This is a genomic window from Endozoicomonas sp. (genome assembly GCF_051008435.1).
In the GTDB taxonomy this organism is placed as follows: domain Bacteria; phylum Pseudomonadota; class Gammaproteobacteria; order Pseudomonadales; family Endozoicomonadaceae; genus Endozoicomonas_A.
The window spans coordinates 1-15,222 of record NZ_JBPCXO010000183.1; the positions used below are offsets into that span (position 1 = coordinate 1).

11 protein-coding genes are annotated in these 15,222 nt (G+C 46.7%); 9 read left to right on the forward strand and 2 right to left on the reverse strand.

Annotation, left to right across the window (positions count from 1 at the left end):
* The first annotated feature begins 137 nt into the window (after positions 1–137).
* The 4 genes from ACR2PX_RS08960 (at position 138) to ACR2PX_RS08975 (ending at position 2,031) form a co-directional block, all read left to right on the forward strand.
* The gene (locus ACR2PX_RS08960; protein ID WP_433999016.1) at positions 138–572 is read left to right on the forward strand and encodes a DUF29 domain-containing protein; all 435 of its coding nucleotides are present in this window, start codon (positions 138–140) and stop codon (positions 570–572) included.
* A 26-nt stretch (positions 573–598) separates the two neighbouring features.
* Positions 599–1,033, forward strand: coding sequence for a DUF29 domain-containing protein (locus ACR2PX_RS08965; protein WP_433999017.1), 435 nt, complete (start codon positions 599–601; stop codon positions 1,031–1,033).
* A 26-nt stretch (positions 1,034–1,059) separates the two neighbouring features.
* Positions 1,060–1,539 (forward strand): DUF29 domain-containing protein, encoded by a 480-nt coding sequence (locus tag ACR2PX_RS08970; RefSeq protein WP_433999018.1) that lies wholly within the window; start codon positions 1,060–1,062, stop codon positions 1,537–1,539.
* Positions 1,540–1,605: 66 nt separating this feature from the next.
* The gene (locus tag ACR2PX_RS08975) at positions 1,606–2,031 is read left to right on the forward strand and encodes a hypothetical protein (RefSeq protein WP_433999019.1); all 426 of its coding nucleotides are present in this window, start codon (positions 1,606–1,608) and stop codon (positions 2,029–2,031) included.
* Between the two features lie 3 nt (positions 2,032–2,034).
* Here the strand turns inward: ACR2PX_RS08975 and ACR2PX_RS08980 are convergent, their stop codons facing one another.
* On the reverse strand, positions 2,035–3,879 hold the full coding sequence (locus ACR2PX_RS08980; protein ID WP_433999020.1) for a DUF885 domain-containing protein: 1,845 nt from the start codon (positions 3,877–3,879) through the stop codon (positions 2,035–2,037).
* A 446-nt stretch (positions 3,880–4,325) separates the two neighbouring features.
* On the opposite strand from ACR2PX_RS08980, the gene def reads away from it, so the two are divergent.
* The 5 genes from def (at position 4,326) to ACR2PX_RS09005 (ending at position 10,487) form a co-directional block, all read left to right on the forward strand.
* A complete protein-coding gene (gene def, locus ACR2PX_RS08985) occupies positions 4,326–4,835 on the forward strand; it encodes a peptide deformylase (protein WP_433999021.1) in 510 nt (169 codons plus the stop codon).
* Between the two features lie 159 nt (positions 4,836–4,994).
* On the forward strand, positions 4,995–5,996 hold the full coding sequence (fmt, locus tag ACR2PX_RS08990) for a methionyl-tRNA formyltransferase (protein ID WP_433999022.1): 1,002 nt from the start codon (positions 4,995–4,997) through the stop codon (positions 5,994–5,996).
* A complete protein-coding gene (gene rsmB, locus ACR2PX_RS08995) occupies positions 5,996–7,378 on the forward strand; it encodes a 16S rRNA (cytosine(967)-C(5))-methyltransferase RsmB (protein ID WP_433999023.1) in 1,383 nt (460 codons plus the stop codon). Before fmt ends, rsmB begins: the two co-directional genes overlap by 1 nt.
* Positions 7,375–8,748: a Trk system potassium transporter TrkA gene (gene trkA, locus ACR2PX_RS09000; protein ID WP_433999024.1), complete on the forward strand. Its 1,374-nt coding sequence runs from the start codon at positions 7,375–7,377 to the stop codon at positions 8,746–8,748. The genes rsmB and trkA overlap by 4 nt, the downstream gene beginning before the upstream one ends.
* A gap of 290 nt (positions 8,749–9,038) precedes the next feature.
* Complete coding sequence (locus tag ACR2PX_RS09005; RefSeq protein ID WP_433999025.1) at positions 9,039–10,487, forward strand: TrkH family potassium uptake protein; 1,449 nt, start codon at positions 9,039–9,041, stop codon at positions 10,485–10,487.
* A 42-nt stretch (positions 10,488–10,529) separates the two neighbouring features.
* On the opposite strand, the gene ACR2PX_RS09010 is transcribed toward ACR2PX_RS09005, so the two are convergent.
* Positions 10,530–15,134: a hypothetical protein gene (locus ACR2PX_RS09010; protein WP_433999026.1), complete on the reverse strand. Its 4,605-nt coding sequence runs from the start codon at positions 15,132–15,134 to the stop codon at positions 10,530–10,532.
* Positions 15,135–15,222: the final 88 nt, after the last annotated feature.

The following is a 15,222-nucleotide window of genomic DNA, read 5'->3' on the forward strand; positions in this document are numbered from 1 at the left end:
CCGGTTTGAGACAGTTTTTATGATTATTTGAGGCGAATAGCGAGCTATTCAACGAAAAGAATCATAAAAAATGGCCAAATCAGGCTTTTTCGCAGTAGGTCAGTGGTAAGTCCGACAGGCTCCTAGGGAGGTGATTTATGGAAAACCTTTACGAAACCGATTTTTATAGCTGGATTAATCAGCAAACTGAACTGTTCAAACAGCGAAGACTTGATGAACTGGACGTAGAAAATCTTATAGAAGAACTCGAAAGCATGGGTGGTAGTGAGAGACACAGTTTAACCAGTCATATCATGCAACTGCTGATGCACTTATTGAAATGGCAGTACCAACCCTCTCGAAGATCAAGAAGCTGGCAGGATTCGATCATTAACCACCGATTCCAAACGCAGGATACTCTTTCAGAAAACCCCGGACTGAAAACCCCTCTGCCTGAACTCTACGATAGAGCTTATAAAAAAGCCGTTGCCTTGGCAGTCAAGCAGACCGGTCTCCCGAAAAATACTTTCCCAAAAGAATGTCCATGGATCTATGAACAGGTTATGGAAGACGGTTGGTTGCCAAATAAATGATGCTGTGAGGCTGAAGGAGACTCTTTATGGAAAACCTGTACGAAACCGATTATTACCAGTGGGTAAAAAAACAAAAAGAGTTACTTCTCAACCGTCAGTTTGACCAGCTTGACTTGGAGAATCTCATTGAGGAAGTAGACGATATGGGTAAGCATGAGCCCCGGTCTCTCACCAGTCACCTGAAGCAATTGCTCATGCATCTCCTTAAATGGCAGTATCAACCAGAACGTCAATCCAGAAGCTGGCAGGATTCCATTATTCTCCATAGAGAAGATGTTCAGGAGATACTTCTGGATAACCCCAGTCTGAAACCCAGAGTGACTGAACTCTACAGTAAAGCTTATCAAAGAGCGGTTGTACTGACTGTCAAGCAGACAGGACTGCCGACACAGACTTTTCCAAGAGAGTGTCCCTGGACCTATGAGCAAGTTATGAAAGATGGCTGGCTGCCAAAAAAGTGATGCCGCCAAACCAAAGGATGAAAGGTATGGAAAATCTGTACAAAACTGATTACTACCAGTGGATTAAAAGGCAAAAAGAGCTATTGGCCAATCGTCAGTTTGATCAGCTTGACTTGAAAAACCTTATCGAGGAAATAGACGATATGGGCAGTGATCTGGATACTCTTGAATCCCGCTTGACCACTTTACTGCTCCATCTGCTCAAGTACCAGTATCAGGTACAGGTCATTAACCCTAACCTGTCAGAGCCTTATAACTGTCGTAACTGGAAGGGAACCATCCGGGAACAGCGTGAGCAAATCAAGCGACTGATGAAAAAACGTCCTCACTTGAAATATGAAAAAAACAACGCACTGGCAGAGATTTATCCCACAAGCAAGAAGCTAGCCATAGAAGCCATGAATGACTACGTTCAGTCTCATCAACAACTGAATAACAACAGTTATCCAGCGCAGTGTCTCTGGAGCTTTGAGCAAATCATGGAAGAAGGCTGGCTGCCGAACTGAGAACAGCAAGCAAGATTAAATGACGCCTGCCGATATCAGCCTTAGTACACAGGCGCTGGCAAAATCATGGAAATCACACTCGAAAAAAATCTGCCCATTCAACCATTGGAATCGAACCCATCGTTGTTTCAGTGGGCATTGGGTGAGCTGGAACGTAAAGGCTATTCCAACAAGGTCTCAACTCGGATCATCCAAAAAATGCTGACGCGTATGAAAGGTCAGAAAGCCACCTTCATTCAATGGGTCACAGGCAGACCTGTTTATGCTGAGTCCTATTACCACAAACAACACAAGTCCCGCCTCTTTGTACAGCAGCAGGTAAGCCGGCGGATCGTTCGATCGCTGATGAGTAAAGGTTACCCACAACAATCCGCCTGCCACCTGGCCTATCGATTGATTCGCCATGCAGGTGGACCAGAAAATTGTAATATTACAGCCGTGCTGGAAGCCACAAAATCCTGGCCCAGAATCAATAAACCGGCTGAACAATAAGATTCAGCCTCTCTTTTTGTTGACCCAGAGACTGACCTGCTCTTCAAGGACATCCAGCGGCACAGGACCATTTTTCAAAACCACATCATGATATTCTCGAATATCAAACTGACTGCCCAGGGTTTCTCTGGCCTCTTCCCTCAGTTCCAGAATCTTCAGCATACCTACTTTATAAGCGGTCGCCTGAGAGGGCATCACAATGTAGCGCTCAATGGCTTTTTCAATATCCCTTCTGGGGTTCGGCGTATTCTCAGCCAGATACTCAATGGCTTCTTCACGAGTCCAGCGTTTGCTGTGAATACCAGTATCCACTACTAAACGACAAGCTCGCCATATTTCCATAGCCAGCCGACCGAAGTCTGAGTAAGGATCTTTATAAAAACCCATTTCTTTGGGAATGTACTCTGCATAGAGACCCCAACCTTCCGTGTAGGCGGTATAGCGGCCAAACTTCCGAAACATGGGGACACCTTCCAGCTCTTGAGAGATAGCCAACTGCATATGATGACCAGGAATACCTTCGTGATACGCCAGCGCTTCCATCTGGTAGGTAGGCATCTCTTTCATCTGGAACAGGTTGGCGTAATACATGCCCGGTCTTGATCCATCGGGTGCAGGACGCTGGTAAAAGGCTTTGCCTGCCGATTTTTCGCGGAAAGCTTCCACCCGTTTCACTTCCAGTTCCGCTTTTGGCTTGGTCAGAAACATCTGATCCAGAGAAGCCTTCATATCCGCAATAAACCGGATGTTCTCATTCAAATACTGCTGACGACCGGTTTCTGTCTCCGATTTATAAAATTGCGGGTCGGAGCGCATGAAGTCATAAAAATCCTGAAGGTCTCCTTCGAAACCCACGGTTTTCATGATGTCTCTCATTTCATCCTGAATTCGAGCCACCTCTGAGAGCCCCAGATTATGGATATCATCAGCACTCAGTTCTGTTGTGGTCGTTCTTCTAAGAGCGTTCCGATAGAAATCATCGCCCTCGGGCAGCTTCCAGATACCATCTCTGTCATCTGACCGTGATTCAAGCGATTCAAGACGAGTAATTAGCTTTCGGTAAGCGGGTCCCACATGCTGGTTCAGCGCCAGTTCAGCTTCTTTGATCAAAAGACTTTTGTCTTTGTCTTCAAGATTCAGCTTTTCTACCTTACGAGTAAAGTCGGCCAGTAGTGTACTGCTCTCTCCATCCTGAAAAGGCGCACCGGCGATAATGTTTTTAGAATCACGGATGACATGGGGGTAAACAAATCCGGGCGCCAGAATGCCCATATCAGCCCGGGTATTAAGCCCACTAATCAATTGATCAAAATAGACGGTCACTGCCTTCAATCGGGCTATATAGGCCTCTGCATCGACCTTATCCTTTATCTGGTGCTGGTTGATTAACAGCGCAGGAACCTGAGCATGAACACCAAACATCTGGTTGACCGGATAATTATGATAACGCCATTGATAGTCAGCGATTTCATTTTCCAGGCTGGCGATCGCCAATCGATAACTCAATTGAGCCTGGGCATCCAGCATGTCCGGATTAATGCTTTTTCTGATTCTTTCCAGCTGCTTAATGTTCAGCTGATGCGATCGTTCACTGCCTGCTTCACTGATGTCATCCCATTTATCCTGGTCTTTTTTAATGCCCAGCATGGTCTGGAGATTGGGACTCTGCATCACCCTCTCCATAAAGAGAGCATCAAAGAACTGGTTTGCCTTTTCAGACTCAGAGAGAGCTTGTTGCTCAATGCCTGAGATCTGACTGTCAGCTTGATTCCGGGATTGCTGGGTAGAGCATCCTGAGATGAAGGCTGTTGCGATAGCAATGGCCAAAAGTGTTTTTGTTTTTTGCATTGTGGGGTACACAAGTAAGAGTGAGTTATTGTTGTTTTTCAGCTCTGGTTCGAAGCCTGCTCTCAACGGCTTTAGAGGAGGAGATACACATTACTCAAAGCTGACTCGACACCTATTTCACTCCTCACTTTCTCCTTTGTCCAGTCGTGACCGATTTCCATCCGTTAACTGTGAGACAAACCCACAGACTGATGCATGACATTTCACGCCCTTCTGTCAGTACACGGCAATCTAATCATTTATCCCGATTACTCAGCTTGAAACACAGACCTCTCTACTCGCGTTAATCACTTTACTGAAAATAAATACTTGAAAATGGAACGTTCGCACTTAAAACTACCTATATACCTAAAAGAAATTTAAAATTATTTTTTAATCAAATAAACCAGCCTTGAGCCCATGCAGCCAAAGCTGCGTTTTTACCGACAAAAAGCTTGAGAATTTGAATGGCGCTTCTGGAAATCCTCCAATACCCTGACGATAGACTTCGCACTATTGCTGAGCCTGTGGCTGAAGTGAACGACGATATTCGTAAAATCGTCGACGATATGCTGGAAACCATGTACGACTCCAAGGGTGTTGGTCTGGCTGCCACTCAAGTCGATATCCATCTGCGTATCGTAGTCATGGATTTTTCTGATGATGGAAAGGAACCTCTGGTTCTGATCAATCCATCTTTTGAACCCTTGACCGATGAGCTGACGGATCTGTCTGAAGGCTGTCTGTCTGTACCTGGATTCTTTGAATTACTGGATCGCCCGGCTCAGGTGCGTCTGACTGCCCTGGGCAGAGACGGGAAAGAGTATTCAAAGGATATGGATGGCCTGCCTGCAGTCTGTGTACAGCATGAACTTGATCACTTGAATGGCAAACTGTTTGTCGATTATCTGTCTCGTATGAAACAAGATCGAATCCGTAAAAAGCTGATTAAAAACAAACGTCTGGCTACGGCTTAATGAGTTTGTTGCTCCCAGAAGAGGCTAAAAGCCGCTCTTCTGAGAGCACTATTAAATAGATATTAAACTGACTTTCGTCCTTGGCTGATTTACTCAGCTCCTCACTTTATCTATCATCGCCGCCATCCCCATCGTTCTGTCGAGCCTGTAGAAAACCCAATGAAAAGCCTTCGTATTGTTTTTGCCGGTACTCCGGAATTTGCCAGCGCCCATCTACAAGCAGTTCTGGACAGTCAAGCGGTTCTGGACAGTCAAGCGGTTCTGGACAGTCAGGCTGTACAGGACAACCTCCATGAAGTGGTTGCAGTTTATACACAACCCGACAGACCGGCGGGACGAGGCAGAAAGCTCAAGCCCAGCCCAGTGAAAGAACTGGCTCTGCAACATGATATTCCAGTATTTCAGCCACTGTCCCTGAAAAAGGATGAAGCTGCCCGAGAACAGCTTGCTGCACTGAAACCTGATCTGATGATTGTGGTGGCCTATGGCCTGATATTGCCTCAGAGTGTTTTGGATATTCCAAAATACGGCTGCATCAATGTCCACGGCTCAATTTTGCCAAGATGGCGAGGAGCAGCGCCTATCCAGAGAGCGATTGCGGCAGGGGATGAGGAATCTGGCGTTACCATCATGCAGATGGACAAGGGGCTGGACACAGGTGATATGTTGATTAAAGCCTGCTGCCCCATTCACAAAACAGACAAATCTTCTGACTTGCATGACCGTCTGATCGAAGTAGGGCAACCGGCTCTGATTGAAGCCGTTAATGCGATTGCAGAAGGCTCTATTACAAAAGAAAAACAAGATGACAGCTGCGCCTGCTATGCACACAAGATGAGTAAGGAAGAGGCCAGGATAGACTGGACCAAACCGGCAGAGCATCTTGATTGTCTGGTACGGGCCTTCAATCCCTGGCCAGTAGCCACCACAGAACTTGAAGGTAATGCTATTCGGGTTTGGGAAGCGGAACGAGTAGAAGGTTCCAGCAATGAAACGCCAGGCACCCTGATTCAGGCAGACAAGTCTGGTCTGGATGTTGCTACAGCAGAAGGCTTACTCCGTCTGACTAATGTGCAATTATCTGGCAGTCGCGCCATGTCAGTTCAGGATCTTCTGAACAGCCGTAGAGATATGTTTGTACCCGGGAAAAAATTCAGCTGATGGCTAAACAATCTTCCGTTCGACTGGCCGCCGCCAGAGTGATCAGCCGTGTTGTTTCCGGTGAGTCCCTGAATCAGGTGCTTCCTGAATACCAGGAGGGGTTGCGACAGAAAGATCAGCCACTGCTGGCAGAACTCTGCTACGGCACACTGCGTTACTACTTTCGCCTGGACATCTGGCTCAGTACTCTGATGGACAAGCCTCTGAAAGCGAAAGAACAGACTATTCACAGTCTGATTCTGGTAGGGCTCTATCAGCTGTTTTACACGCGTATTCCTGCACATGCCGCTATTGGTGAGACGGTTCAGGTAACCCGTACTCTGGGTAAAGCCTGGGCCAGAGGTTTGGTCAACGGTGTGCTTCGTTCTGCACAGCGTCAGGAAGAAGAGCTCAATGCACTGGCTGATTCCAACGATATTTGTCTGACCGCTCATCCTCAATGGCTGATCGGCAAGATCCGCAAAGCCTGGCCTGATCACTGGCAGGATATTGCCCGAGCCAACAACCAGTCACCCCCTATGACGCTCAGGGTTAACGAACAGCACATCAAGCGTGATCGTTACCTGAAAAAACTGCTGGACGACTGTATCCAGGCATCATCTTCGCTGGTCTCTCCCCAGGGAATTACCCTGGCCCGGGCACTCCCGGTTGATCAGCTGCCAGGCTTCTCTAAAGGTGTGGTCAGTGTTCAGGATGAATCCGCCCAGCTTTCCGGAAACCTCTTGCCTGTCAAAGAAGGCGATAAGGTTCTGGATGCCTGCTGTGCTCCCGGAGGCAAAACCTGCCAGCTGCTGGAAATGTATCCAAATATTGAACTGGATGCACTGGATGTTGATAAAAGGCGACTGGTCCGCGTGCAGGAAAACCTGGACCGTATTGGCTTGAAAGCACGACTCATGACCGGTGATGGCACTCAGCCGGATCAATGGTGGGATGGACAGCGTTACGATCATATTCTTCTGGACGCCCCTTGCTCCGCGACAGGCGTGATTCGTCGCCACCCGGATATTAAACTGCTTCGAAAACCCGAAGACATTGACGCTCTGGCCGAACTTCAAGGCAAGATTCTTAATACCATGTGGTCATTGCTCAAGCCCGGTGGCACACTGCTGTATGCAACCTGTTCTATTATGCCTGCTGAAAACAGCAAACAGATTGCCTCCTTCATCGAGCAACGTGAAGATGCCAGACTGCAACCTATTCCTGGTGAATGGGGACTGGACACCGGCTTTGGCCGACAGATTCTACCCGGCTCAGGAGATGGCTTTTTCTACAGCCTGCTGAAGAAAGTGGAAAGCGATTCTGACGAATCCACCGCTAAGAAGAGCCATCAGCTCATAGAGAGCCATCAGCTCATAGAGAGCAATCAGGAAAGTCTATGAAGATCATCATTCTCGGTGCCGGACAAGTAGGCGGAACCCTGGCAGAAAATCTGGCCAATGAAGAGAACGACATTACGGTAGTGGATACCAATGGAGAGCGTCTCAGGGAGCTCCAGGACCGTATAGACATCCGGACTATTCAGGGTATGGCGTCTTTTCCCTCTGTGCTTAAGCAGGCCGGTGCTGATGACGCTGATATGCTGGTGGCGGTCACCAACAGTGATGAAGTTAACATGGTGGCCTGTCAGATTGCCTACACCCTATTTCACACACCTTCCAAGATTGCCCGTATTCGTCAGGCGGCCTATCTGAACAAGGAAAACCTGTTTGGCGATGATGCACTGCCCATCGACGTACTGATCAGTCCCGAGCAGGTTGTCACCAATTACATTCGACGCCTCCTTGAACGCCCTGGAGCGCTTCAGGTTCTGGACTTTGCCGATGGTCGTGCCCAGCTGGTGGCCATGAAAGCCTATTATGGTGGTCCACTGGTTGGTCAGGAACTGCGCTATCTGCGTGAGCATATGCCCAACGTTGATACCCGGGTTGCTGCGATTTTCCGTCGGGGCAAAGCCATCATGCCAAAAGGCACAACCGTCATCGAAGCCGATGATGAAGTGTTCTTTATTGCTGACCGCCGTCATATCCGGGCAGTAATGAGCGAACTGCAGAGGCTGGATGATGATTACAAACGCATCATCATTGCCGGTGGCGGTAACATTGGTCTGCGTCTGGCCCAGTCTGCTGAAAATGATTTCAAGGTAAAAATTATTGAACAGAATATGGAGCGCTGTCAGTTTCTGTCAGAAACGTTGACCAAAGCTATGGTTTTCAACGGTAATGCGTCGGATAAAGAGTTGCTGATTTCTGAAAATATTGAAGAAACTGATATTTTCTGTGCTTTGACCAACGATGATGAAGCCAACGTAATGGCTGCGATGTTGGCCAAACGTCTGGGGGCCAGAAAAGTGATGGCTCTGATTAATAACCCTGCCTATGTTGATCTGGTTCAGGGGGGTGAAATCGATATCGCGATTTCACCACAACAGGCCACAATTGGCAGTCTGCTCAAACACGTTCGCCGTGGTGATGTCGTCAATGTACACTCGCTGCGCCGGGGTGCAGCCGAAGCGATTGAAGCCATTGCTCATGGTGATGAAAGTTCATCCAGAGTCGTGGGCAAAACCGTTCAGCAAGTCGAGTTGCCCCCTGGAACCACTATCGGGGCCATTGTCAGAAACGATGAAGTGTTGATCGCACACGACACTACTCGTATAGAGTCCGGAGACCATATCATCCTGTTCCTGACCAACAAGAAACGTATTCATGAAGTAGAACAGCTCTTCCAGGTTGGACTCGGCTTCTTTTAAACGATACATTTCGAAATCAAAGTCAGCGGTTTCTTTTTTCCCGCTACTGAAAAAATGCAACGTTGGCTTGGAAGTACTTCTGCATCATCCGGGGGAGGGAAGGATGCAGAAGTACCAAGAGACTGACCGAGAACAGACAGTTTGGCCTAAAGCCCAGAAAGAGCGTCCATCTTTTTCACTGAACTTTATGCTTGAGCGCTATTCTCGACCAACCTCTTACCTTGCGCACGTAACGATAACTGAATCAGACAGCATGGCCGTTGTCTGTATAACTAGAAAAACAGGGTCTTATGCAGTTTTCTGTTATTTTGCCTGTCCTGGGTATTCTCTTGATGTTGTTCAGTTTCTCCAGCTTACCGCCACTGGTGGTAGCGCTGATCTATGGAGAAACAGAGGTTTCACTGTTTTTATATACTTTTTTCCTGACATTCCTGATTGGTTTCTTTTTCTGGTTTCCCCTCAGGAAGATCAAAGCTGACCTGCGCACCCGAGACGGCTTTATCATCACGGTTCTTTTCTGGGTAGTTCTTGGGGGAATGGGTTCTCTGCCTCTGCTGTTTATGACAGATCCGGCTCTTAGCGTAACTGACGCTGTTTTTGAGTCCATGTCAGGCCTGACCACCACCGGGGCGACAATACTCACGGGGATTGACGAGCTGCCCAAATCCATTCTCTTTTATCGCCAGCAACTCCAATGGCTGGGTGGAATGGGAATCATCGTCCTCGCTGTGGCTATCATGCCCATGTTAGGGGTCGGTGGGATGCAGCTTTACCGGACAGAAACGCCCGGGCCGATTAAAGACAACAAACTGACTCCCCGTATCAAAGAAACAGCCAAAGCACTCTGGTTTCTTTATCTCGCATTGACTGCGGTTTGTGCCCTGGGCTACTGGTTAGCCGGTATGAATCTTTTTGATGCCATAAGCCACAGCTTTTCCACAATAGCCATTGGCGGTTTCTCAACCCACGATGCCAGTATTGGCTATTTTGAGTCACCCTTGATTAACGCCACCGCCACCTTCTTCATGTTGGTTGCAGGTATTAACTTTGCTCTGCACTTTTTCGCCTGGCGCAATAAATCGACGCATCATTATTGGAAAGATCCTGAAGTTCGAGCTTACCTGCTGATCCTTTTGGTTGTCTCATTCATCACAGTTTCTGGTCTCTACTTCTCTGGCACTTATGATCTGGAGGACTCACTGAATCACGGTGTTTTTGAAGTGGTATCCGTTGCCACCACGACAGGTTATGCCACCAGCGGCTTCTCAGCCTGGCCGACATTTTTGCCACTGCTGTTGTTTATGACCAGCTTTGCAGGGGGATGTGCAGGATCAACGGCGGGAGGTATGAAAGTGATTCGTGTCCTGCTGATCTTTAAACAGGGAATGAGAGAACTTCGTCGTCTGGTTCATCCCAACGCTATTTTCTCAATCAAGCTGGGTGGCAAAGCCGTTCATAGTCGAGTCGGTGAAGCAGTCTGGGGATTTTTTGCTACCTATGTATTCCTGTTTGCCGTGATGATTCTGGCCGTGATGGCAACAGGGGTTGATCTGACTACCGCATTTTCTACCGTAGCTTCCAGTATGAATAATCTGGGGCCCGCATTGGGTGAAGCCGCTGAAAACTACGACTCTCTGCCTAATACAGCAAAATGGATTCTCTGCTTTGCCATGCTTCTGGGTCGTCTGGAAATATTCACCCTGTTGGTGTTGTTTACACCAACATTCTGGAAGTACTGAGAGGGATGCAGTCTGGATTTCAAACCCAGGCTGCACCCACTATCAAACATCAGTAGCTGTCGGAAATATTCTCTGTAAATCTATCAAAATCTGTTCTCCGAAAATCCTGATCAAAGCATTAGCCAGACTTTCTATTCCCATCGCATCAATGAAGCGAGTCAATAAACTGGCCACTCGTTGTTCAAGAGCAATGGGCTCCAATGCCGAACTTTCTGTAGATGAGAGAGTACGATAAAATTGTTTCAGATCTTCTCCAAAGTCTCTAATGTCTCCATCAAAACTGGTCTGAACATAGTGATTGATCAGGCCGATGAATCGTTGATCTTGGGAATAAGCAGAGAGATAACTGCTCATTCTCTGATTCTCAGTCTGGTCCGGTACGCTTGGCACTCTATGCAGCTGAACCTCTGGCTGACGATCACTCCTTCTATGACCCATTCTATACCTTGTGCTTTCAGGCGCACTGAGTGTGTGCGTATGACTCTCTCTGGCAGCAAGTCTCTGTTCAGGTAAAGAGCGTTGTGTATGGAACTCAGGATGAGGAAAAGGTAATACATTTCCTGGGGAGTTATCGGATTCCAGGAAGCTCATAAGCTCTCTACTGCGGCCATTTTCACCCGTGCTCTGATCAGATTCCGGTGAAGAAACGTGTATATAAACCGCACTGACTGGATAGTCAGTTAATCTGTCATTTCCACGACCCCTTGAATAACCCCTTGAATAACTCCTCATCGTACCATCCCGGCTGAACTCTCTGAGCCCACTCATGTTAAGATCCAGATCAGGTCGGCTAATCGCTTTCCACACTTTTCCAAGCCATGCTGGAGGTCGTAAATAATTGGTAACTCTTCTACCGGGGCTGGAAGACGGAGACGAATCTTGCGACGTTTTAACCCCCAGCTTATTAATAGCGCCTTCAGAGCCGTATCTCGCGTTTCTTCTCAGACCATACTCTCTATGCCCTTCAGAAACTCTTCTATGGGAAGAATCCAGAAGATCTTCCTGACTCTGAGATCCTTCTCGATTCAAAGCCGAAGGTTCAGACGGAGTATTTAAACGGCTCGTAGTCTCTTGTGTTATTTGATTGAGCTTTTCAGTCACCGTTAAAGTGGCATGGCTCACCATTAGCTTGACGGACTCAAACAAATGATGAAGGTTTTCCTTTTCTGTCTCTGGTAAGGCCCTAGCTGATTTATACAGCGCCCCTCTGAAATCAATGTCGTAGAGAATGGTTTCCAGTTCTTCTGATGCCTGAAGATAGCGAACACGTTCCAGTTCAAGATCAGTAACCGATTGTCTGGATACAGATTTCATCCTGACTAACGTCTTTTCCAACACTTTCAATCGATCTCTATAGTGTTCAGCATGACGATGGATCTCTGCATATTTTCCAGCGGCAGAAGAAGAGGGTGTAAAGCTGTTAACTTGCTTCCTGTAATACTCAGCTTCTGCCTTAAGAAGCTTTTGATACTCCTTCTCAACTTTGGCCATCATGGTTTCAAGCCGCTTATAGTACTCATCTAATTTTGGCCAGTTCCTTAAATTAGCCTGCTCAATTTCAAGCATTTGAGTATTAATATCACTAAGAAGCCTGCCCACAGCCTGAGCTCGTTCCTGAGACCATTCAACAGAAGCAGTTACAGCACCTAACTCCTGACTAAATCTCTTTTGTAACCCTCCTGGTTTTTTGTTCCCTTTTTCACCTACCCGGCCCTTCATTCTCTCCTTGAAGTCTGCTGACCGTTCTTTCTGTCTGCTTTCAAGCTCTTTACGGCCTTTGTCTAGAACCTTATCACGAATATTGCCTCTATAACTAAAGCCACTGTATTCGAGTATTAACTTCTGACCTGTAATCTGAAATTCGTATTCCATACTGACCGTGAACATTCCATCCATTTGCTGCTTGCTGTCGGGAACTGTCCAGATATCAAACTCTTTATGAAATTTCAGTTTTAATCGCCCCGTAGAGGTGAGCTCAACAATCACAGGGGTGGCCGAATCCAGAGTATCATCACGGTTAGACGGGCTGATCATCCCGCCATTCGTGACTAAAAAACCTAAAAGATTATCCCTTCCCAGCAGTCGGTCCGTTCCGAACACAGCTCCCCTGAGTGTATTGGGAGAATCCTGATTCAAGACCCTATAAAGAAGGACTTCCAAACCTGGCAACTGTGGATCCAGAATCTCGGGTAATTCGCAAACAGTTGCCATTCTGGCAGAAGTCTCAATACCAGCATTTACTGCTGATTCGGAGCGCAGACGGGCAATCTTTTGCTCAAGCTGCCGTCTTCTTTCGCCTGATGCCTTATTTCTTTCAGCCTCCAGAGCGGTAATATCCACTTGGGGGAAACGGCTTTTGAAATGACGAATCAGGTTAGCAGTGTCCCCAAGGATATAACTTTCAGACTCTTCTCCCTCTACAAAATACCTGAAAATGATCGGTAATCGCTGACCATCTCTTGCACATTGTTCTCGCCATCTACGGATTTCATTTTCGGAAAAAGATAGCCTGTCAGATTGGGTCAGAGAAAGCATACGTCTATGTAACTCAAGGTGTTCAAGACGGTCTCTTAGCAATTGCATGAAAGGTGACGGCTCTGTGTAGTCCATACTATCGTGAGAAAAGCTAACCACCAGACCTGATGAACTTTGAGGACCAGGTACCTCAAACTGGGTGGATTGTCGGCCCATATTTAGCTCATTAGCCATAGTCCGCATCTGCTGAGCATCCTGCTCTGTGAATACCTTCATGACCTCCCGGGTCAAATAAGCATAACGACCATAATCCAGAGTCAGCTTGATGAGTTCATCAAGCCTCATAATGTCCCATTCTTTTTGGAGATGACTGTATGCTTTTTCCTCTTTCAGCAACTTAATCAGTCGCTGTTGAAGAGTGACGGTCTTTTGCTGATATTCCTCTGTAACAGCATTCAGAATTGTCATCAGGTTGGATATAAATTCATCTTGAGTGCTCTCTTCAGACTGGTGGTAACTGGCAAAGAGGTCGGCAAGAAAGGCAGTGTAGGAAGGATTCTGAATCAGAAAGCCAGCATGAGCTGAAGCGGAAGGTTGCTCCGTGACTTCATTGCCATCCGGGTTTCGATTACCACCACCAGAAGAATGTTCAGAGCTTCCGGAATGAGGGGGATCAGGCTGCTCTTCTTCTCTGTCTTCTTCATCTTCATCATTACTCGCAGGAGGTGATGGGGTTACACTGTCTTTTCCATCCATATCAACCGGCTCTTCGTCTATATCAGCAAGATCCGCCGTCAGAATATCCAGCCTGTTGGAAAGAATCTGTTTCATGGTTCTCTCCCAATAGGAAGAGCCTTGTTCTAATGCAGTCAAGCGCTTTAATACTTCCTGCTTTTTCTTTTCTATGTGACGCTTTTTCTCCTGAGGAGTCATTCTCTGGAAGTGTCTGCTCTCCAACAATTCTGAAACGCTCTGTTGAAGCTCTGCTTCTAATACGGGTTGGTATTTCTCTACCTCAGTCATATAAGTCTGCATAATCGCAAACTTCAGCCTTTTACCTGAAAACCCTGGTTTCAAATCTCTGAGTCTGTCAAAAATTTCACCAGCCAGAGATTGAGGTCGACTGGTTACATGAGGGTTGGGATCATTCAATCTTTCTGACTGTATTCTTTGTAACCTATCCAGATCTGAAAGAATCAACAGTACAAATTCTCTGAAGGCAACTGCAGAAGGCGTATTCGCAACGTCTTCAAGTAATTCATTTTGCTCAAGTCTTTCCAGATAATCTCTAAGCAGATTTCGATAGTGCATGAGCTCTCCCAGATTCATATTTTCAAAATCGGAGAGGTCGAGCCCAACTTCCGTCATAGCGGAATCACCTATCACAGAAAGAAGATTCAGCACTTCAATCAAAACAGCTTGAATCTGGGTATTGTGAGTGAAATCAATGACCGCCAGTTCGGCGGGCAGATTCTCTACTATGGGAGCCGAAGGTTGATAAAGCTCTTCCTGAACCAGAAAATCGCCTCCCTGCAAAGAAGCGCCAGAAAGGCCGGGTAAACCAGGAAAGAACATTCTTTGATTGGGTAAAATCGTTTTCAGGAGGTTTTTCTTATCCGGGATAGATTCCAGATTTTCAGGAACCTCTCTATTCCTCCACTTCTTCGGATCATACTGTCTGTAGCTTTCTGGTCGGGCCAGTGTGCTTTCTCCCAACCACTGACTTAAGGGTTTAATCAGCCAGATCACCATCGCATATTTAAACGCTTCTGCCAGCCATTGGACGTTACTTTGTGGATCAACGATTGAAACGGATAAAGTGCCTTTGAAATAAAACTGATAACCTGATTTTTGGTGAACGACACCAGGCCGGCACTCAGCAATGTAAGAGTTTGAGACGGGAATCAATAAAGTGTTTGAATCTTCAATATCTTCATCATCATCTTCATCATCATCTTCATCATCATCAATAGTTTTTTTAGCTTCTTCCTTTACGGCTACAGCCTCTCTGTCGAAAACAAGATCACAGGCATAGCTGCTTTCAATCTCGCCTTCTCCGATACTAACTTCAAAGTAATTGGGGTCAGTGCTATTTACATTGCACATGAGAGAGGCTGGCAGAGTAGAGCATCCCAGCAAGCTCAGCTGTATCCATAAATTTCTTAGAGTCATATCTAAATTTCTGTTGCAGTCTCAATATTAAATTCAGATTTATGTCACTCCAAGCAAAGTAGTTCAGGTTTTTCAACCGAGGCTTCTT